Here is a 20293-nt window from a genome sequence, read left to right as displayed (position 1 = left end):
AGTCAGTCCGGCCCGAGTGAAAAGCCGTCGCGGTCCTCGAGCGCAGCGACCGCGCGTGTGCGCATGGTCCGGGTGAGTTGTTGATTCCGGTCATTGATGATTTCGATTCGGCCCTCAGCCATGACGGGATAGATGAAGCACCACGCGGTGGCGAGCCTGTAGTCGTCACGCAACTCTTCTTGCGGATAGTGGATTCCGTGTTCGGCCAGACGGCCGGCGTACCGCTCGAGCAAGGCATCCTCGCAATTGCGCCGGTCATCCGTGGTCATGCTTTGGCCGAGGAAATAGGCCAGGTCGTAGGCGCCGCGACCCCTTCCGGCGAGCTGCCAGTCGAGCGCCGTCACCGGCGGATCGTCGGCGCTGACTGAAAAGAACAATTGGTCGAGACGGAGGTCGCCGTGTAGGAATGTGCACGGCCGACGAGTGACTTGGTCGAGAAACCACGGGATCATCGATTGGAACCGGTCGCCGAAGTGGCGGACGGCGGGGGACAGCTCCGAACCGACTCGTTCCAAGAATTTCGACCAGGCGGCCGAAAAATTCGTGGTGATGGCGTCTATGAACTGAGGGCTGCCGTAATCCATCAACCACGGCACCGACGCGAGGAGGTCGTTGTCCCACCAGTAAGCGTGGTGCCGGGCGATGCCGTCGATCACCGTCGCCGCGTCCTGAGCCGAACACCCCACGAGTTGATCAGCAAGGCGAAGCCGGCCGAGGTCTTCGAGAACGAGGACGAAGTCGTGCGTCGCGTCGTCGATTGCGGCGAAATAGTGACGCGCCGGGGGCAGAGGATTGGCGAGGCCGATCTGCTCGTAGAAGCGAACCTCGCGGAGGTACATTTCGAGGTCCTCGCACAGGTTCGTCCGCGCGGTGATGTCGAGCGTGGGGAGCTTGACCACGACCGTTGCCGGCACGCCCGGACCGCCTTTGAGATGGGCGCGAAACAGGCGGCCGAGCAGTCCGACGCCGATGCCGATCTGCTCGAGCTCGCATTCGTGCACGTCAGCGCCGAGAGCCTCGCTCAGCCAGGCCGGTGTCACCGAAAGCGGATCGACCGGGATTTTCGGCATGGCTGGGCCTCCCCTGCAACCTCCCCGCGGGCGAACTAATCGTACGAGATCACGTGGCCATCAGTGCTGACTGCGAGCAACACATGCGGCCACTGCTTGCGTCAGCAAAAATCCGACGAGGTAACGCCCCGTGGGTTACTCCGCGGGCACCAGCTTCAGGGAGATGGAGTTGATGCAGTAGCGCTGGTCGGTCGGCGTTGGGTATCCCTCGCCTTCGAAGACGTGGCCGAGGTGGCTGTGGCAGTTGGCGCAGATGACTTCGACACGGTGCATGCCCAACGTGTCGTCGGAACGCAGAATCACCGCATCGGAATTGGCCGGATCGAAGAACGACGGCCAGCCACAGTGGGATTCGAACTTCTCGCTGCTGCGGAACAACTCTGCGCCGCAGGCCCGGCATTGATAGACGCCTTCGGTCTTGGTGTCGGTGTATTCACCGACGAAAGGGCGCTCGGTGCCTGCCTCGCGTAGGACGTGGAATTCCTGAGGGTTGAGCTTCTTGCGCCACTCATCGTCGGTCAGCTGCAACTGGGGGCCGGGCGTCGTCATATCTCCACGCTAGCGCGGTTGCGTCTCGCGCACTCGCTCCTCCGCATACGCGAATGCCGCGTCCTCGTCGTCGATGTCGAAACGGCAGGCTGATACGAGACGGCCACGAAACTCGTACACATCAAGCCACGACCACGCATACCGCTCACCGTCGGGCCCGACGGCTTCGCGCTCCAATCGAGCGACGACCCAGTGCGGCGTAAGCCACTGCACTGCCGAATGCCACGATCGCGATGAGTCGACCATCGCGTCCAGCTCCTCGATGCTGGCGCGAATGTCGGCGGCAGTCCGGTCGCCGAACACCGAGCTCGATCTATTTTCGACGCGCATCTCAGGGTCCGTCAGCTCGCCGAATACGCGGTCGAAGTCGAGCTGGTTGATTGCCACGTGCCACTCAGTCAGTCGGTAGCCCTCGTCAGCTGAGGCGGCGCCCTGTCCCGCGTAGTAGCGATGGTCGAGTTCGCGGTACGCATTCACGAAGTCGTCCTCGTCGAACCGGCCTTCGTAGATGAACCGACCGTCCTCGCCCGTTTCGTTGACGGTCAGATGAGTCGTCTCGAATCCGGAGTCATTCGACCAGCGGTGCCAACCTAATTGCAGGCGCTCGCCTCGCACAGCAAGTACGCGGACCTCGAATTCGCTGTACTGGGACAAGATCCGCTGGGCGGTGGAGCGAAAGTCGCGCAATGGATTTCCGCTCAGTTTCCGCCGATCGTCGTAGACAAAGCCTTCGGTGTAGCAGTCGATCATCGCGTCGAGGTCGCGCAGCCGCGCGGCTCGTATCAGAGCGTGCGATCGGCGGCTGGCGCTGTTCGTCGTCGCGAGACGACTGTCATTAGCGCGCGACTGTTCTTCCGCATGAGCGAATGCAGCTTCTTCATCGTCGATCTCGAACTCGCACATCGACGCGATCCGACCGTCGCGGATCTCGAGCACGACGAGATGTGACCATTCGTATCGCTCGCCGTCCTTGCCGACCGCATCCCGCTCGAAGCGGACGACGCCCCAGACGTGAGATACCCAGCACATCGCCGAGAACCACGTCCGCGTCGAGGAGACCATGGTGTCCAATTCGGCAAAACTGCTGCGAAGGACATCGGCTGAGCGATTTGGGAAAGGTAACCGTGACCGGTTCTCCACAGGCGCACCGGGGACGGTGAGTTCGTTGAACACTCTGTCGGAGTCACCTTGATTGAGGGCGATCACCACCTCCGTCGGGGTGATGCCCACTTCTGCGAACTGCGCGCCCTCACCGTTGTAGAAGCGCTCGTCCAATTCTCGGTATGCGCCGACGAAGTCGTCTTCGTCGAAGCGCCCTTCGTAGATGAATCTTCCATCCTCACCGACCTCGTGGACGACGAGATAGCCCGTCTGAAAACCCTGGTCATTTCGCCAACGTGTCCAACTCAGGCTCAGACGCGTGCCCCGCACAGCGAGCGCGCGAGCCTCGAACAGAGTGTATTGGGCCAGAATTCCCTCGACGGCTGACCGCAGATCCGCAATCGGATTTCCTCCCAGGCGCCGCCGATCGTCGTATACGAAATCCTCTGTGTAGCAATCGACCATCGCGTCGGCATCGTGCTCTTGAGCCGCTTTTATCGCGGCATGGGCTCTTTCGCTAGCCTGATTCCGCACGCCCAAGCGGCTGGCGGCCGTACGTATCTGTTCTTCCGCATAAGAGAACGCCGCTTCTTCGTCTTCGATGTCGAACTGGCACATCGACATGATCCGGTCATCGCGGATCTCGACGACATTCAAGCCGCTCCACGTGTATTCCTCGCCGTCGTGTCCGGTTGCCTCACGCTCGTATCGACTGACGGTGACCGTCGGCGACGGCCATGACGTGGCTGAGTACCAAATCCGCATCCTCGTGACCATGGATTGCAGCTCTTCGATGCCGGCGCGGAACTCCGAGGCGGACCGATATGCGAATATCGCCTGGGACCGGCTCTCGCTGCTGAAGTTCGGATCGGTGAATTCGCTGAAAGCCCGGTCGAGATCGCGCCGATTCACTGCGAGGGCGAATTCGATTACTGCATTCGACCTCGCGCCGAGATATGCACCCTCGCCCGAGTGGTAGCGCTCTTCCAACTCCCGGTATGCGCCGTCGAAGTCGTCTTCGTCGAAGCGGCTCTGATAGACGACCATTCCGTCCTGGTCGACCTCGATCACCATCAGTCCCGATGTTTCGTTTCCTGCGTCATCCCTCTGGCGGGCCCAACGCAGCTCCAGATGCTCGCCCCGAACAGCCAGCGTGTGCCAGTCGAGGTGAGGGTACTGCTTGCAGACGAGTGCGATTCCCGCCCTCATTGCGCGGACGCCGATTACGGGGCCACCGCTGAGACGTCGATGATCCTCGTACTCAAAGGCTTCGGAAAACTGTCGCACCGCGCCGTCGGCGTCGTGGTTCTGCATCGCTCGACATACGATGTCGAATGTTTCGCTCGCCTTATTGATCACGGCGAGCCGGCGGCGGTCCGATCGCAGCCGGTCTTCGGCGTACGCGAAGGCCGCTTCTTCGTCCTCGAGTTCGAAGAGGCAGGTGTGCCCAAACCGGCCGTCGCGAATCTCGCTCACAAGGATCCATGTCCACGAATATCGCTCACCGCTGCGCCCGACGGCTTCCCGATCGAGCCGCGAGACTGCCAGCGTCGGCGACAGCCACCGAGATGCCGACGGCCATGTCCGCATCGAGCCGACCATAGCGTTCAGATCTTCATAGCTGGCCGCGGCACCGCTGACCGAAGGGTCTGGAAATGCTGAGCGAGACCGGTTCTCGTAGCCCGCATCGGGATCGCTGAGTTCGCCAAACGCCTTGTCGTAGTCACCCAGGTTCAGGGCGACCACCCATTCGGTCCCCAGCGCGCCGGATTCAGCGAACAACGCGCCCTCACCGGCGTAGTAGCGTCGGTCGATCTCGCGGTACGCGCCTTCGAAATCGTCTTCATCAAAACGCCCGAAATACTCGAGACGCCCGGCGTCGTCGAACTCCATCACGTTCAGGGTCGTCGCCTCATTACCGTCGTCATCCCACTGGCGACTCGAGTGCATTTCCAGTCGTTCGCCGCGCACCGCCATCGTCCGCCATTCGGTGTTTGGATAACTCACGAGGATGCGCTTGGTCGCGGCGTACAGGTCGGCTGCTCCCTTGATCGGGTCGCCGCTGATCCGCCGTCTGTCGTCGTAAACGAAGTCCGCAGAAGGATCAACGTGAAGCGCGTCGATGTCATGCGCCTGCAGCGCCTGCCACGCGGCCCCGGCAAGCTCGCTCGCCCGGTTGCTGATCCGCAGTCGGCTGGCGCTGGCCCGCACTCGATCTTGGGCGTACCTGAAGGCTGCATCCTCGTCATCGATCTCGAACTCGCACATCGACGCCACGCGACCATCGCGGAACTCGAATGCGATGAGAAAATGCCACGTGTAGTTCTCTCCGTCGTGTCCGGCGGCATCCCGCACGCAGCGGGCGACGCACCAGTTCGTCGAGAACCAACGCAGCACGGAGATCCAGCCACACACCGAGCCCACCATCGCATCGAGTTCTTCCAACGTGGTCCGGTACTCCGCAGCTGAGCGATCCGGGAAGGCCGACCGCGACCGATTCGCGATGCGGAAGTCGGAGGTAGTCAGTTCGTTGAACAGTGTGTCGTAGTCGAGACGGTTAAATGCCACTGTCCATTTGGTGGCGGTAGCACCGCCTTGGGCGAACTGCGCGCCTTCGCCCGCGTAATAACGACGGTCAAGTTCGCGATACGCGCCCTCAAAGTCGTCGTCGAAGCGACCCTCGTAGGTGATCAGACCGCCTTCGTCGATTTCGGACACGATCAGGTCGGTTGCTTCATTGCCGGAGTCGTCAGACAGGCGTGGGCTCGCAAGTGCCAGCCGATCGCCACGGACAGCCAGCACATTCATCTCGAAATGGCAGTACTGCTCCAAGATTCGTGCGGTCGCTGCTCTGAGCCCCTCGAGGCCATCGATGGGGTCCCCGCTGATTCGCCGACGATCGTCGTAGGTGAATGCGTCGGAATACTTTGCAGCGACCGCATCGATATCGCGACTGTGCAACGCATCGACGACGGATCTCTCGGCGTCAGTCGCTCGGTTGGACAGAGTCAAGGTTGATGAAATCGCATGCGCTTCGGTAGGAGCTGCCGGGGACGCTGCGGGCTCAGCGACTTGGCCGACTCGCATCGTCACCTCTTTCGCGGCATACAGCGCGTCGGCGTCCTCACGAGCACTGTTGGCGCCGTGTGTATCTCCCGCCAAGGCGAGCACCCTACTCAATGCGAGACAAGCTTCGGCGTGGTCGAGCACCAAGTCTGTACGCGCTGCCACCGCCACCGCTTCGCGCGCCATCACGACCGCGTCCGCATGACGTCCCTGCGCCGCAGATATTTCCGCTCTCACGGCGCGCCACGCGATCGCCGTCTTCAGATTGCGGCCGGCGAGACGTTCACTTTCGGCGGCGTGATGGTCTGCTTCCTCTAGCCGGCCCTGAGCCAAGACAGACCGGGCGAGGAGCGCAGCGGCCTGGCCCGCATCGGCACCCACGCCGAGGGCGTCCAACCCTTCAAGCGCAGTCCGGAAGTGCGGTTCGGCGGCGACGGGGTCGCCCTCCATCGATTCGATGATGCCCGCGAACAATTCGGTCTCCATGACACCATGACGTAGGCCGAGATCGGCGACCACCTGCCGGGCATCAGTAAGCATCGTCCTGGCCTTGTCCGGCCGACCCCGCAACAGCTCTAGGACTGCGAGATGACGCAACGACGTGGCCTCCAGCGACGGCGCCGCCGTCGTCATCCGCTGCATGCGCACCACGTCGAGACACCGGCCGCCCGCCTTCGGTACTGGACTCGGGCCCCACAATGCGGCGCCCGGCGCGGCGCCCAGTGCCGCGGTGATCTGCCGGTGGTCACCGCTTTGGCGGGCCGCGATGAGCGCCTCGAAAAGGTCGATCTCGCTGTCGCCGATCCGCCCGAGACGTCCACGCGCGCCGGCCCGCACCCGGTGCGCCTTGGCGAGTCCCGCGTGATCCCTGCGACGGCTGAACTCGTCGATGGCTTCGTGCAAGCGCGCCTCGACTTCGGGCAACCGTTCCGGGTCGGTGTAGACGATGAACTGGCAGCGATAGCACGTCGCCCACGGCGCGAGGGCGTCGTCGGCAAGGCGTTCGAGTTCGTCGACCAGTGGCGCGCCTGCCGCGACGTCACCAGCGGATAGGAACGCCTCGCAACCGATGAGCAACAGGTCAGCGTGCAGCGTTTCATTGGCCGCAGCCAACGCCGCACCGCGAGCGGATTGCATTCCCGCCGAAACCAACTCGTCGCGGTCCAGAGCGCGCTTGGCGGACGCCGCGTAGTGGCGTGCGGCCCGAACGGCCAATTCGCGCGCGCGGTCGTCGACGGCGCCGAGTTGCTGTCGGTAGGCGTAGGCGGCTTCCAAATGTCTGGCGCTCATCTCGTCGGAGTCGAAAGCCACAGTCGACCCGCCTGTTTCGACCCAAACTGCCAGCCGCTCGTGCAGATCGGCGCGGTCGGATTTCAACAGGCGCCGGTACGCGACGTCGCGAATCAGCACATGGTGGAATCGCCAGACGGCTTCGTCGCCGACGTAGGTACCGCTCGGGTGGGCCAGCTCCAGCCGTCGAAGACGGTTGAGAGACAGAGTAACTCCCGTCCCCGCACCTTCGGCGAGTGCGCGTATGGCACCGATCGAGAACTCGCTGCCCACCACTGAGGCGATCTCGAGGACGCGTCTGTCAGCTCCGTCGAGCCGCTCCAGCCGAGAGGCCAGCAGCGCATGGATCGTCGGAGGCACCGCAATGGCGTCGACGTCGATTGTCAGCCGCCAGCTATCCTGATCCTGAATGAGCACTCCGTCGTGTGCCAGCATCCCGACCAACTCCCGCACAAACAGCGGATTGCCCTCGGTAGATGAGGGGAGTCGTCGTACCAGCTCGTCCGGCAGACGCGCGGCCCCGAGCACGTTGGCGGCCAATTCCGCTGTGGCACTGGGATCCAGCCCGCCGAGGTGGACTGCCTCGCACACGAACCGGCCCACGGTGCCGAGTTCGGGCCTAAGCTCACGTAGTTCGGGTCTAGCGAGCGCCAGCACGAACACCGGCACATCCGTGGCCCACTCAATGAGGTGTTCGATGAAGTCGAGCAGCAGTGCGTCGGCCCACTGGATGTCGTCGAGGACCAGCACGACGGGTCTTTCGGTTGCCAGCACTTCGACAAATCGGCGCAGTGCCCAGAAGTTCTCCTCGACGGACCCTGCTTCGCCTGCGGCGAGTCCGCCGAGATCGCGTATCAGCCGGTCGCGCTCGGGAACTTTTGCGGGTATTTCGGTTTCGAGGTCAGTTGACCGCAGCACCTCGATCAGGGGCGCCATCGCGACGGTGCCTTCGGGGTCACAGCGGGCCTCGATCACCCGCGCTTCGCTCTGGGCGTCGGTGAATTGCGCGGCGATTCGGCTCTTGCCGACACCCGGGTCTCCGACGACGGTGACCAACCGAGCGCTCCCTGCCGTCACGGCGCCGTCCATCGCGGACTGAAGGCGGCCGAGTTCGGCGTGCCGGCCGACGAATGGGGCGGCGTCGGCTGATTCCGACTGACGTCCGAGCCATTGGTAGACCGCCACCGGGGCGCTGCGACCCTTGACTTGCACCTCGCCCAACGACTCGTAGCCGTAGTGGCCGCGGGTCGCGCGCCACGTTTCTTCACCAACCACGACATGGCCACGCGGACATTCGGATTCGAGCCGTGCGCAGACGTTCAGCGCGTCACCGACGAGGTCGGCGTCACCGGCCCCGACCACCACCTCGCCAGTGTTCACCGCGACCCGCAACGCAAGTTCCACGCTGTGGGTTTCGGTGACCCAGGTCGCAAGGTCGACGAAGCGTTCCTGCAATTCGACGGCGGCGTCCACCGCGCGTACGGCGTCCTCGGGTCCGGTCTCGGGTACGCCCCAGACAGCCATGAACCCGTCACCGATGTACTTCGTCACACCGGCGCGGTGGCGTTGCGCGACCGTCCGCAGCAGATCGTGGTAGCCGCCGATGACCTCACGGGCCGTCTCGGCATCGACGCGTTCCTCGAAGCTCGTCGACCCCGCCAGGTCGGCGAACATCACCGTCACGGTCTTGCGCAGTGGGCCCGTATCGGGCGCGGCGGGCGCCCGGGTCGGCTGCTCGAGCGGCGCCCCACACCCACGGCAGAAGCGCGCTGCCGCATTGGCTTCCACGCCGCAGGTCGCACAGATCCGGGCGAGCGAGGTGCCGCAGCCCTCACAGAAGCGGGCGTCCTCTTCGTTCGGTGCGCCACAGGAGTCGCAGCGGCGGCGGTTCTCGGCCATGGTCAGTCCGGTCTCAGCGCGAAGTCGGCCGCGAGCGCTTCGCTGAGCCAGTCAGCGGTGATGGACGTCGGATCTTCAGGGATCAACGGCATTCGCATCGCCTCCCCGTGACCCGCCTGCCCGCAGGCCAATCGTATTGGATCAGCCTGCTGTCACAGCGAATTTAAGCTGCCGTCAGCCGCTCTGCACAGGACTGGGAGTTTTCACAGGATCCTTCATCCAGACAGGGTCGATACCGTCGTCGAGCCGATTCTCGGATTTGGCGTCCAGGTAGCGGAAGTACAGCACCACGAACACCACGATCAGCATCAGGCACCAGCCGTAGGTGAACTTCATGTATTCGAGGAACCGACCGGTTGTCGGCCAGTGACCTAGTAGCCAGCGGTCTGAGCTCATGAAGCCATATATCGCCAGCCACGCAGGCCAGTTGCGCAGCACCGAGTTGCGCAGCACGACCGTCATCAGGAACGGGAACAGCATCATCGAGTAGTAGCCCTGACCCAACGACGACACCAGGAACGACATGATGAGCAGGACGCCCGACGAGGTCATCATCCAGAACAGCGGATCGCGGGTCCGGTAGTACTTGTAGAGCAGCCACAGCGACAGCGCCGCGAGCACGATGAATGCCAGCCGCAGCAACAGCGTCAGCCAGATCGGAAGGCCGTAGTACAGCGCGTTGCCCGCGATCGAGCTGTTGAAGTAGTCGCGGGTCGTGAAGATGTATTCGGCGGTGCGCGTGACGAAGTTCATCGGATCCTTGACCAACGGCCAAGCGACGACGTTGAACGCGACCGGTACCAGAAATGCGGGTATCAATGCTCGCCACTGCCGGTTCAGCAGTGGAATCAGCAGCAGCGGAGCCAGCAGGGGTTTGACGACCAGCGTCAGACCTATCGCGGTCCCGGCCAGCCACTCGTGACTGCGGTTGCCGTCCAGCAGCCACCGGAAGAACAGCACCTCGAGCAGCAGGATGCAGCCGTTGATGTTGCCGAAAACCAATGTGTTGACGACGCTTTCGCTGATGAACATCGCCACCAGCAGAGCGGGCAGCGCGACGGAGTCGAACTTGAAGCCGAACAACCGGATGAGGAAGTACGCGGCGAGGATGATCGCGATCGTGTTGAACGTGATGAACCAGTACCGCGACGCATCGACAGGCAGGTAGCCGAACGGCGCCATGATCAGCGTGCCGCCGGGAGGGTAGAGGTAGTGCGGGTCGACGTGGTTGAAATGCTCGTTGTAGATGTCCCAGCCCATCTTGAAATTCACGACGGCGCGGTACACCGGTCCGTAGTCGTCGGTGATATAGCCGTTGGTGGCTAAGACGTAGCTGCGATGAATGATGAACAGGATGGCCAGCGGCCACAGGATCGACCGCAACACCATGGCCAGACCCGGCGGGGAGGTGCGGGGCCGAAACGCGCCCAGGACAAGATCACGCACCAGCGAACCGTACCCGACCGTGTTGTGACGGGATGTCAGGCCGGGCAGAACGTGTCGGTGTCGGGCAGCTTGCCGCTGTCGAGATAGCCGCTCACCGGCGGCAGCGCGCAGGGGGAGTAGATGGCTGCGCCGTGGCCGATGCCCTGCCACATCACGCGCCGGTTGGGTGCGCCCGCGTTGATCACGGTCGCGGCGACGGCGGCCACGCCCTCGTTGCCGACGATCGGATCATGCTGGGTCCCCAGGAGCAGTACAGGAGTCTCGAGATTCAGTGGTTCCGGCGGAGCCGCGCCGCTGGGCCAGTTCAGACACTGGACCAGCTCCAGCGCTCCTACCTGGCCGAACTGCGGGTATAGCTTCTCCCACGCCACCACGAGTTCGCGGACCCGATCGGGCGTGGGGCGGTTCAGCGAGTCGCTGCAGCTGTTGACGAACTGGCCATCGGTACCGCGCACCGCCTCGGCTTCGCTGACCAGCGTGTTCATGGCGTTCCAGTCCCCGGAGCGGGCGCCGGCTACGGCCGAGGCGAGCCGGTTGGTGGCCGCGACACGGTCTCCGCGCGGGTAGGCCAACGCGGTGGCGATCGCGTCGGCGACGGTGGCCACCGACCCGTCGTTCGAGTTGTATCCGCGCACCTGGTTCAGCACCGCGGCGACGGCACCCTTCGGGTCGGCGCCCAACGGACAGTTGATCGCCACACATTGCGCGGCCCACGCGTCGAGCGCAGATTGTTCACCCTTGACGCGCTGTTCCATCGCGGCTTCGGCGGCGATGCCGAGCGGAAGCGGGGAATCGAGCACCAGCCGTGCCACCTTGTTGGGGTGGCTGCCCGCATAGGCCAACGCCACCTGGGCGCCGTTGCCGATGCCGTACAGCGCCAATGTCGGTACGTCCCAAGTGCTTCGGAGCCGTTCAATGTCTTCGGCGGCATGCGCGTTGTCGTACGCCGAGTCGCCGGGGGCGATGGTGTCGGTGCAGCTCGTCGTCGCGGCCTGCGTGATTTCGCCGAGGTTGGCGACGGGGTCGTCGCCAGCTTGGAACTGGGCCTGATCGAGCATCGCGGCGCGGTCATAGAGGTCGCGGCAGTCCAGCGCCCCCGACATGCCGATGCCGCGGCGGTCCACCGCGACGATGGGCCGGGTCTTGAGTACGTCGGAGCCCGATAGAGACAGCCAGACCGGCAGCTGCAGCGACGTCGGCAGATCCGATCCCGTGGTCATCACCAGCGGTCCGGCGTCGGCCGGGGTTTCGTTTGTCGTCGCGCGGACCACTCCGATGCTGATCGTGCCTGTCGCGCCCTTGATCGGATCGAGGTCGGCGTCATACGTCGCGCAATCGAACTTCACCCCGGCGATCGCCGAAACCGACGCGTCGGCCAGCACCCGCGAGGTGCAGTCACGCCACGACAGATCGTTCTTGGGTGGCTCGATCGGGGGCGGGCCCTCGGGCGCCTTGGTGGTCTCCGGCTGGCCCTGCGGTTGAGCACCGGAATCGGTGGCGAAGCGCGGATTGGCCGCCAGACCGGGCGCACACCCGGCCAGCACAACCGACGCCACGAGTGCTGAGGTGCTCAACACCCAGAGGGGACGACGCCGCTGCATGCCGACCACAGTACTGATTGCCGTGGTGAATACTCGGTGCGCAACGACTCCTGGTGCGTCAGCGCGCCCGGACATAGCGGGTGTAGAGATAGCCCTCGTCGTCGGACAGCAGGTGCGCGGGGCGCATCTTGGCGTGCACCTCGCCCGCGCCTGCGGCGATGCGCCGTCCGGCACCGCCGACGAGGATGGGCGCCACCGTCAGACAGAGTTCGTCGAGCAGGTCGTCCTCGATCAGCTGGCTGAGTAGCAGTGGGCCGCCCTCGGTGAGCACTCGGAACAGCTTCCGCTCAGCGAGCAGTCTCAGCGCGGTGGCGTGATCGACGGAATCGGTGCGCGGTCCGGACGCATTCAGCACCTCGGATACCGCGCCCAGTCGCTGCTTGGTGTCGTCGACGGAATCTGCGCACGTGAAGATCAGTGGCTTGACCTCGGTGCGGGTGAAGAACAGCGCGTCGGGGTCGAGGTTGCCGGTGCGGGTCACGACGGCGATAGGCGGTACCTCGGCTTGGCCGCGCCGCTGCCTGTCGTGCCGCGCCGCGAGCGGAACCTGGGCGCCGGAGTAGTTCTCGACCCGTACGGTGGCGGCCCCGACCAGGATGACGTCGGCGGCATGGCGCATCAGACCGAACATGCTGCGGTCACCCGGTCCGGCCAGCCCGCCGGCCTTGCCGTCGGCGGTGGCGGCGCCGTCGAGGCTGGCGATCATGTTGCCGCGGACCCAGCAGGCCTGCAGGTCATCCGGGTAGCCGTAGAAATCGGCGAGTCGGGTGTCCGCACCGTCGATCAGGGCGCCATCGGCCCCCAACACTGTGAACTGCACCCCCGCGGCGGTATCGGCCATGAACAGCATTGCAACACGTCGATAAGGTGCCTGCATGGACGGGTCCAGCGATGTCGGTCATTTGGTCGACCGGCATCCCAAGGTCACGCCCGAACGACTGGTCGCTCAACTGAGCCCGCCGCCGACCTTCGCCAACGTCACCTTCGACACCTACATCCCGGATCCAGCCGAGCCGACGCAGTCCGCGGCCGTGGACGTTTGTCGGCAATTCTGTGCGCAGGCGGTGGAGCGGCGGGCAGGCAAGAAGAAGCTGTTCGGCAGGCATGAGGTGCTGCCAGGCGTCGGGATCTATCTCGACGGCGGTTTCGGTGTCGGCAAGACGCACCTGCTCGCCTCGTCGTACTACCGGCTGCCGGAACCCAAGGCATTCGCGACGTTCGGCGAGTTGACGCAACTGGCGAGCGTTTTCGGCTTCGTCGAGTGCATCGAGCTACTCGCCGACTACGTCGTGGTGTGCATCGACGAGTTCGAACTCGACGATCCGGGAAACACCACGCTGATCTCGCGACTGCTGTCGCAACTCGTCGAGCGCGGAGTGTCGGTGGCGGCCACGTCGAACACGCTGCCCGAGCAACTGGGGGAGGGCCGGTTCGCCGCGCAGGACTTTCTGCGCGAGATCAACACCCTCGCAGCGATTTTCACGACGGTGCGGATCGACGGGCCCGACTACCGGCACCGCGACCTGCCTGCCGCGCCGGAGCCGTTGAGCGACAACGAGGTTGCCATGCGTGCGGCGCGCACACCAGCGGCGACGCTGGACGACTTCGACGCGCTGTGCGCCCACTTGGCCACCATGCACCCGTCGCGGTACCTGACGCTGATCGAGGGTGTGTCCGAGGTGTTCATCACCGGGGTCCACGGGATCGACGACCAGAACGTCGCGCTGCGGCTCGTGTCGTTGACCGACCGGCTCTACGACGCGGGCATTCCGGTCGTGGCGTCCGGCGCGAAGATGGACACCATTTTCAGTGAGGAGATGCTGGTGGGCGGTTTCCGCAAGAAGTATCTGCGCGCGACGTCACGGCTGCTCGCGCTGACTGCGGCGGGTCAGAGCGGCCGCACCATCACGTAGTCGTTCTCCACGCCGGCGCCGAGCTGAAATGTGCGCGTCCCGCTGACGGTGAATCCCTGTTTGGTGTAAAAGCGTTGAGCACGTTGGTTTTTCTGGTTGACCCCGAGCCACACGGACTCCGCGCCCAGTTCCTTGACCGCATCCAGCGCCGCCGCCATCAAGACTGCGGAGGCGCCCGCACCGTGGCTGTCAGGTAGCACGTAGATCTTTGAGAGCTCGACGCCGTCAGCCGAGCGAACCAGCATGGCGTAACCGACAATTCGCTCGTCCGCACGCGCCGCGAGCACCCGACGGTCGGGATCAGTAAGGTAGTCGCGAAATCGCTGCTCGGACAGGTTCATGTCGATGAACGCGGCGATGTCGTCTCCGCTCACCGATGCCGGGCACGCCAGTGGAAATGTGCGCGCGGCGACATCGGCGAGTTCGGGAAGATCGGCGACGACGGCCGCAGTCACCTCAAAGTGCAATACCTAGGCCACGTTCCACTGCGCGAGGTGCTGGCCGGTGACCTTGTCGAGCAGGACGACATTCGAGATGAGGTCGCGGTAGCAGTCCCACCAAACCCCGCCGCTGACGGTCGAACCGGCCGGCGCGTTCATCAGCGCGAGCTGCAGCGAGTCCGGGGCGTCGGTGGTGCGTGGTTCGTAGGAGTCCCCGGTCGCCGTGACGCCGCGGAACTGGTACGTGATCGCCTGGGCGTAGGAGGTAGGCACCTTGACGGGGTTCACGGTGATCTGGGCGCGCCACACCTGATACCGGGGCGCTCGCGGCGGATAGCCGAAGCCGGGTGGGACCGGTGACGGAGCCAGGCTGTTGACGGTGATGTTGGCGACCAGGCCCTCGAAGTTGATCTGCAGCGTTTCCCCGAGTCGACCGATGGGCGATGGCACGGACTCGGACTCGTCAGGCGCGGCCTGGGCGGGTACGGCCGTGAGACCGAAGAGGGCCACCATCACGGCGACAAGGAGGACGAACCAGCGACGCATGCACGCATGATTCCACAAACTGAAACGTGTTACAGCCGGTTCTCCGACACCCACGGGCCGGACCCGCCGATCTTCTCGATGCGTACGCGGGTGAGCAATCCCGCCGGTGCGTTCGGCGGTGGGAAGTGCTCGTCGCTGCCCAACATCACTTTGGCCAGCTGCTTGAGCAGTTCCGGAGCGCCGCCTTCGACGATCCGCGCGACGCCGGTGACGGTCAAGTAGTCCCGGAGTTGTCCTGGCCGCTCGCTGCCGAGGATCGTGACGGCCACGCGCGGATCTCGGCGTACGTTGCGGGTCTTCTGATACTCGCTGAGGTGTGCCGCGACGAGCTCGTCACCCTCCGGAGTCGACTCCAGCGCCATCCAGATCGTGGAGACCTGCGGGCTGCCGTCCGGATTGAGCGTGACCAAGACAGCGTCGGTGCCCGACCCGATGAGCTCGCGGGCGGCGTCGTTGAGCTTCATGCGTTGTTCTACGGATGGGAGCGCCGTTTCATTCCCTCAGCCAGCCTCGAGGTCGAGCAGCGTCGATTTCGCCAATGGCCCGCCGACGTACTGGCCCGCCGAGCCGTCGGAGCGCACGACGCGGTGACAGGGAACCACCACGGGCAGCGGGTTGTGGCCGCAGGCGGTGCCGACGGCCCGCACCGCGCGGGGACGACCGATCGCGGCGGCGACGGTCGCGTAGCTTTCCCGGCGGCCGTAGCCGATGTCGCGCAGATGCTCGATGACCTCGCGCCGGAAGCCGTCGGCCAACCGCAGGTCGACCGTAACGTCGAATGCGGTGCGGCGCTTGGCGAAATACTCGTCGATCTGCTGTGCCACCGCGTCGAGACGGGACGGCGAACACAGGATCCGCGGGCTCACGACGTCGGCAAGGCGGTTCAGCACGGCGTCGTGACCCTCAATGTCGTACGCGACGCGGACCAGGCCCACCGGCGTCGCCGCCAGCAGAAGAGCGCCAACGGGAGTGTCGATCGTGCGGTAGGCGACGTCGAGCGTCCCGTCGGCTTCGGCGGCCTGTTCGAGCCGTGCGTGCAGGCGCGACATCGTGTCGTCAGGGGCAGGTAGCTCGTCGAAGATATTGGTGCTCATGATGTTTCGTCCTTCGGGTAGATCTTTCGCAGAGACTTGATGCCGTCGGCGGCAGCGCGCCGCGCGGCGTCGGGGGAGTTGTTGAGTAGTTGGGCGATCTCGGCGAACGGCAGGCCGGCGATGTGGTGATATGCCACGGCTTGGCGTTGCTTGGTGGGCAGCTGTTGCAGCGCCGCCCATAGGTCGGGGTCGCGGGCGGCTGGGTCGGCGTGCGGGGTGGGGTGGTCGGGCACGGTGTCGGTGGGTACGGGCCGTCGGGAGCGCGCGCGGCCGACGTCGAGGGCGCGGCGATGCGCGATGGTCACCAGCCACGCTTCGACGTTTGCGTCGTCGGGCAGCTTCGGGTAGGCGCGCAGCGCCGACAGAAACGTCTCGGACCACGCGTCCTCGGCGTCAATGGGGCCGACGACGGCGCGACAGACCCGCAGGACGGTCGCGCCGTGTTCGGCGACTACCTCTTCGAACGGACGCACCCTCACATTCTGTAGACGCTGCGACCGTGCGCGCCGTGAGATCAGTTTTTGATGAACGGCTCCAGGGCGGTTGTCAGATCGCTTTCGAAGCGTTCGCGGTCGACGCCGAGTCGGTGCAGCGGGCCGTCGACGTCCTCGGCCTCGAGTAGGGCCAGCACGATGTGCTCGGTGCCAACATAGTTGTGGCCCAAGCGAAGTGCCTGTCTGAAAGTCAACTCGAGAACCTTCTTCGCCGCGCCGTCGAACGGCGTAAGTGCGGGCAGGTCGCCGTCGGTGCCCGGCGGCAGCGTCACCGCCCCAGTGACCTTGGTGGCGTCGACGGCCTGGCCGGCGAGGAGCTTGACCGCGAGTGCGTCGGGGTCGACGAACATCGCCAGCAGCAGGTGGTCAGGGTTGATCTCGGTGTTGCGCGCTTGATGGGCCTTGTTCTGGGCTTCGACGACGACATTGCGTGCGCGCGGGGTGAATCGGCTGAAGCCGGCGTTGGGGTCGAGCGCGTCGGCGTCACTGGGGGCTTTGGGGACGAATCGCTTCTGCGCGGCCTGCTTGGTGACGCCCATGCACTTGCCGATCTCGGTCCACGACGCCCCGGACCGACGGGCCTGGTCGACGAAGTGGCCGATGAGGTGGTCGGCTATCTCGCCGAGGGACTCCGCGGCCAGGACCGCGTCGGTGAGCTGTTCAAGGGGTTCGTCGTGCACCTTCTTGATGACATCGATGAGGTCGTCAAGACGGACGGGGTTGGTGATTTTGGAAGGCTCGCTCATGACGTCAACCCTAGGTTGACGTTAGTTGGCCGTCAACCGTTGGTTGACGATTTCGGGTAGCCGCGTCTGACCGTGCGATCGAGGATGCCGAGAGTGGCCCGCAACGCCAGCTCGGAGACGATCGGGAAGATGTTCGCGTCTCGCCAGTGCTGGTCGATGTTCGACCAGTCGTAGAACGACGTCACCAACGTTCCGCTGTCGGCCGGCTCGAGGCGGTAGCCGTAGACGTGGCCGATGTCGGGCTTGAGTTGACCGAAGATGGTCCATGCGATCAGCCGGTCTTGTTCGTAGTCGGTGATGGACACGGTGACGTCGTATTTGCCCAGCGGATAGTCGTTGAGCGACTCGCGATCCATGTGCACGACGAAGCTGTCGCCAACCGCCTCGGCGGGATTGCCGTCGGCGTCCTGCAGCATGCCGGTGGCGTCGATCGCGACGTGGCCCTGCGGGTCGCAGAGCACTGCGAAAACGTCGGCGGCGGGCGCGGGAATGATGCGGGGCACTTCGATGCGTTCGGTCATGGCCCGATCGTGTCAGGTGTGATCTGGGTCGAGCTCGGTTTTGGGGATCCGCTAGCGGGTAATAAATCCAGCGAGATGTCTACCGATCAAGTCGATTCCTCGGCCACCAAGCCCGTCATGTTGCGGCAGGCGATGGCGTTCATTCACGAGAATGCGCATCGCGATATCACGCTGAGCGACATCGCGGCTTCCGTCAACGTCACACCGCGATCGGTCCAGTACACATTTCGGCGCCATGTCGGTTCGACCCCGCTGGAGTACTTGCGGTGCCTCAGGCTCAACCGCGCGCACCGCGAGCTACAGGCCGCCGACCCGTCGGTGGACACCGTGATGGCGATCGCGGGCCGCTGGGGGTTCGGGCATGCAGGGCGGTTCAGCAGCATGTACAAGCGCAGGTTCGGCAATTCCCCGAGCGAGACTCTGCGCGGTTAGCGGCGCGGATTTACCTCGGGAAGAAGCCTTCGCGGGTGAAGATTCCGGGCTGCCACCCCTGAGTGCCTAGGCACAGCATCGGACGTCCGTCGGGATGTTGTGCTGCTGCTTGGGGTTTGGGGCACGGCGCGCCGGTTTCTTGCACGCCGAACAGCTCATAGGTCGCGACCCAGAAACCGGTGTACACGGGTGGCCACTGGTTGGCGATCCAGCGGCACTGCAGCACCTCGCCGCCCGGACCCCGGCCGAATGTGAATCGCTCCATGTTGGTGCACGGCGCGGTGAGGTGGGCTTCGTAGTTCATGCCGGGGACGTCAGAGGGGTAGCGCCCGGGGGTGTCAAGGTACGACAAGTTGTCGGCCGCGGCGAGGGGGGCAGCGCTGATGGCAGCGCCAGCGATCGCAGCGGCGGCGATGAATTGGCGAATCATGTCCTGCCCCTTGGTCGTCATGCCGAGTTGGCCTTCGAAGAGCGTAGTCGGTGCCTGGAGATGCCCGCGTGCTTTCGCCTCGATGACGAGCGCGTCAGGTTTGCCTCAGCGCGGCATCGAGTGCCGACCCTGCGACCGGGAACGGCGGATCGGTACCGCCGTCAGACGCGTGTCCCACAGAGCACCCGACAACATGGCGACGAACAGTCCGAAGAGACCGGCCGTCGCGAACAACGCTTCATTCGCCATGCATTACAGGTACCCACCAGGCGGCGTACGACACCCAGTTGGCGAATGATTTTCGGTACCTCGTGAGCGGCTGAGCTGCGCTCGTTGCTTCGCGAGCTAAATGCGCCGATTACCTGGAGCGAACCAGAGTGGCCCTGTCTAGAGGTTGGGTGCGAAGCCCCCGACCCCCGCGCGGGGGCTTCGCTGGCCAGCCGCCTGCGCCGGGTGTGCGAATCGGAGGCAAGGCGGAGGGCCCGTTAACTTAGATAGCCAGTACCTCCTGAATTTAATCCTCAGGGCAAACCCTTTGGCCGCGCAGTATCGGCGGCGACCGGCGAAGACCCCGAGGCGGCGCAACTTTCGTTTCTCTGGGAAACGCTTTTCGGATTAGTTGGAAGAAGGTACGCCGCTCAGCGGCTCAGGCTCGCCTGCGGGGTCGACGCAAGGAGTTCGCCCCAGGAGTGGACGCTGGCCATCTCCGGCGTCGTGCTGGTGGCGGCCGACTCGCTCAAGCTGAGGGCCGACGCGAAGGCGCCGAATCCGACGACAGCGAAGGCTGCGGTGGCGGCGGCGACGTGCTTGATGTTCATGAAGTGAGCATCGGGCGTCGATCTTGGACCTTTCTTGGAGTGAGACCAGGTCCTGGCGCTCTGACACAGCATGGGTCGGCCCGCCACTCGGGGGGAGGTGGCGGGCCGACGTCTGTTGCGGGCGAGCTAGATTGGCGTGCTAACCCAACCCTGCCGCGAGTCCCAGCAGATCCTGCGCGGGAATGATGTTGCCGATTTCGCCGAGGACGGGGACGTTGCCGAGGTCTCCGAGGCCGGCGATGCTGCCGACGTCGGCGACGTTGTCGAGCAACGGCAGGTACGACTGCCAGTCCTCACTCATACCGCCCGGGATGAGGGGCGCGATCGAATCCAAATCAGGATCGGCGTTCGCCGTGCCCGAGCCGAATCCAACTGCGGCCAAGCCCATTACGCCTGCGAAGGCGCCTCCGATTGCGATCTTCTTCAAGTTGGTTGCCGTCATCGTGTTGTGCCTCCTGTTGCAGGCTCGGTGTCGTCTCGACCGAGATGGAACTGAGTCTTCGGCAAAGACCTTGGAAGTTTCTAAAAGCCCATGGATACAGGCAAAAAAATAGCCGCTGATCAGCGGCTATCTGGTGCGCGATACTGGGATTGAACCAGTGACCTCTTCCGTGTCAGGGAAGCGCTCTCCCGCTGAGCTAATCGCGCCGAGACAAAATTGGAGGTGGAGACGGGAATCGAACCCGTGTGCACGGCTTTGCAGGCCGTTGCCTCACCACTCGGCCACTCCACCGTTGGGGGTTGATGCCACTACACCCTTCGAGCGGATGACGGGATTCGAACCCGCGACCCTCACCTTGGCAAGGTGATGCGCTACCAACTGCGCTACATCCGCGC

General features: G+C 64.6%; 18 protein-coding genes and 3 tRNA genes. 2 read left to right on the top strand and 19 right to left on the bottom strand.

Translation table 11 applies throughout. From position 1 onward, the window contains the following. Window positions 1-2 precede the first annotated feature (2 nt). The 6 genes from ACIA48_RS05830 to ACIA48_RS05805 form a co-directional block, all read right to left on the bottom strand. Window positions 3-1070, bottom strand: coding sequence for a phosphotransferase (locus ACIA48_RS05830; RefSeq protein ID WP_396728631.1), 1068 nt, complete (start codon window positions 1068-1070; stop codon window positions 3-5). Between the two features lie 135 nt (window positions 1071-1205). Then, complete coding sequence (msrB, locus tag ACIA48_RS05825; RefSeq protein WP_396728629.1) at window positions 1206-1619, bottom strand: peptide-methionine (R)-S-oxide reductase MsrB; 414 nt, start codon at window positions 1617-1619, stop codon at window positions 1206-1208. A gap of 9 nt (window positions 1620-1628) precedes the next feature. Beyond that, window positions 1629-8975 carry an ATP-binding protein gene (locus ACIA48_RS05820; RefSeq protein WP_396728627.1) on the bottom strand — a complete coding sequence of 2449 codons (7347 nt, stop codon included), beginning with the start codon at window positions 8973-8975 and terminating at the stop codon, window positions 1629-1631. Window positions 8976-9149: 174 nt separating this feature from the next. Then, a complete protein-coding gene (aftC, locus tag ACIA48_RS05815) occupies window positions 9150-10364 on the bottom strand; it encodes an arabinofuranan 3-O-arabinosyltransferase (RefSeq protein WP_396730635.1) in 1215 nt (404 codons plus the stop codon). A gap of 92 nt (window positions 10365-10456) precedes the next feature. Then, window positions 10457-12022: an alpha/beta hydrolase gene (locus ACIA48_RS05810; RefSeq protein ID WP_396728625.1), complete on the bottom strand. Its 1566-nt coding sequence runs from the start codon at window positions 12020-12022 to the stop codon at window positions 10457-10459. A gap of 58 nt (window positions 12023-12080) precedes the next feature. After that, window positions 12081-12872 carry a pyrimidine reductase family protein gene (locus ACIA48_RS05805; RefSeq protein ID WP_396728623.1) on the bottom strand — a complete coding sequence of 264 codons (792 nt, stop codon included), beginning with the start codon at window positions 12870-12872 and terminating at the stop codon, window positions 12081-12083. 25 nt (window positions 12873-12897) lie between these two features. Here ACIA48_RS05805 and zapE point away from each other — a divergent pair, with 25 nt between their 5' ends. After that, the gene (gene zapE, locus ACIA48_RS05800) at window positions 12898-13935 is read left to right on the top strand and encodes a cell division protein ZapE (protein ID WP_396728621.1); all 1038 of its coding nucleotides are present in this window, start codon (window positions 12898-12900) and stop codon (window positions 13933-13935) included. Here zapE and ACIA48_RS05795 read toward each other — a convergent pair. Genes ACIA48_RS05795 through ACIA48_RS05765 form a run of 7 tightly spaced genes read right to left on the bottom strand, consistent with a single transcriptional unit; the run spans window position 13911 to window position 17776 of the window. Next, on the bottom strand, window positions 13911-14390 hold the full coding sequence (locus tag ACIA48_RS05795) for a GNAT family N-acetyltransferase (RefSeq protein ID WP_396728619.1): 480 nt from the start codon (window positions 14388-14390) through the stop codon (window positions 13911-13913). The two genes, zapE and ACIA48_RS05795, sit on opposite strands and share 25 nt — an antisense overlap. Window positions 14391-14405: 15 nt before the next feature. After that, the gene (locus tag ACIA48_RS05790; protein WP_396728617.1) at window positions 14406-14921 is read right to left on the bottom strand and encodes a hypothetical protein; all 516 of its coding nucleotides are present in this window, start codon (window positions 14919-14921) and stop codon (window positions 14406-14408) included. Window positions 14922-14950: 29 nt separating this feature from the next. After that, on the bottom strand, window positions 14951-15385 hold the full coding sequence (locus tag ACIA48_RS05785; RefSeq protein ID WP_396728615.1) for a PPOX class F420-dependent oxidoreductase: 435 nt from the start codon (window positions 15383-15385) through the stop codon (window positions 14951-14953). A gap of 36 nt (window positions 15386-15421) precedes the next feature. Then, on the bottom strand, window positions 15422-16015 hold the full coding sequence (locus ACIA48_RS05780) for a methylated-DNA--[protein]-cysteine S-methyltransferase (protein WP_396728613.1): 594 nt from the start codon (window positions 16013-16015) through the stop codon (window positions 15422-15424). Further along, the gene (locus ACIA48_RS05775; protein ID WP_396728611.1) at window positions 16012-16494 is read right to left on the bottom strand and encodes an RNA polymerase sigma factor; all 483 of its coding nucleotides are present in this window, start codon (window positions 16492-16494) and stop codon (window positions 16012-16014) included. The genes ACIA48_RS05780 and ACIA48_RS05775 overlap by 4 nt, the downstream gene beginning before the upstream one ends. A gap of 35 nt (window positions 16495-16529) precedes the next feature. After that, the gene (locus tag ACIA48_RS05770; protein WP_396728609.1) at window positions 16530-17255 is read right to left on the bottom strand and encodes a Clp protease N-terminal domain-containing protein; all 726 of its coding nucleotides are present in this window, start codon (window positions 17253-17255) and stop codon (window positions 16530-16532) included. Between the two features lie 32 nt (window positions 17256-17287). Further along, a complete protein-coding gene (locus tag ACIA48_RS05765; RefSeq protein ID WP_396728607.1) occupies window positions 17288-17776 on the bottom strand; it encodes a polyketide cyclase in 489 nt (162 codons plus the stop codon). Window positions 17777-17851: 75 nt separating this feature from the next. Between ACIA48_RS05765 and ACIA48_RS05760 the strand changes: the two genes are divergently transcribed. Next, a complete protein-coding gene (locus ACIA48_RS05760; protein ID WP_396728605.1) occupies window positions 17852-18208 on the top strand; it encodes a helix-turn-helix domain-containing protein in 357 nt (118 codons plus the stop codon). 10 nt (window positions 18209-18218) lie between these two features. Here the strand turns inward: ACIA48_RS05760 and ACIA48_RS05755 are convergent, their stop codons facing one another. The 6 genes from ACIA48_RS05755 to ACIA48_RS05730 form a co-directional block, all read right to left on the bottom strand. Continuing rightward, the gene (locus tag ACIA48_RS05755; RefSeq protein ID WP_396730633.1) at window positions 18219-18638 is read right to left on the bottom strand and encodes a hypothetical protein; all 420 of its coding nucleotides are present in this window, start codon (window positions 18636-18638) and stop codon (window positions 18219-18221) included. 638 nt (window positions 18639-19276) lie between these two features. Further along, window positions 19277-19456 (bottom strand): hypothetical protein, encoded by a 180-nt coding sequence (locus ACIA48_RS05750; protein WP_396728603.1) that lies wholly within the window; start codon window positions 19454-19456, stop codon window positions 19277-19279. A gap of 139 nt (window positions 19457-19595) precedes the next feature. After that, window positions 19596-19898, bottom strand: a complete 303-nt coding sequence (locus tag ACIA48_RS05745) for a hypothetical protein (RefSeq protein ID WP_396728601.1) — start codon at window positions 19896-19898, stop codon at window positions 19596-19598. A 131-nt stretch (window positions 19899-20029) separates the two neighbouring features. After that, window positions 20030-20104, bottom strand: a tRNA-Val gene (locus ACIA48_RS05740). Between the two features lie 11 nt (window positions 20105-20115). Next, window positions 20116-20189 (bottom strand) — tRNA-Cys (locus ACIA48_RS05735). A gap of 29 nt (window positions 20190-20218) precedes the next feature. Continuing rightward, a tRNA-Gly gene (locus tag ACIA48_RS05730) sits at window positions 20219-20291 on the bottom strand. Window positions 20292-20293 lie beyond the last annotated feature (2 nt).

This window comes from Mycobacterium sp. NPDC051804 (assembly GCF_044452905.1).
Lineage (GTDB): Bacteria > Actinomycetota > Actinomycetes > Mycobacteriales > Mycobacteriaceae > Mycobacterium.
The sequence above is the reverse complement of the archived record's forward strand: the minus strand, read 5'-3'. Positions and strand labels throughout refer to the sequence as shown.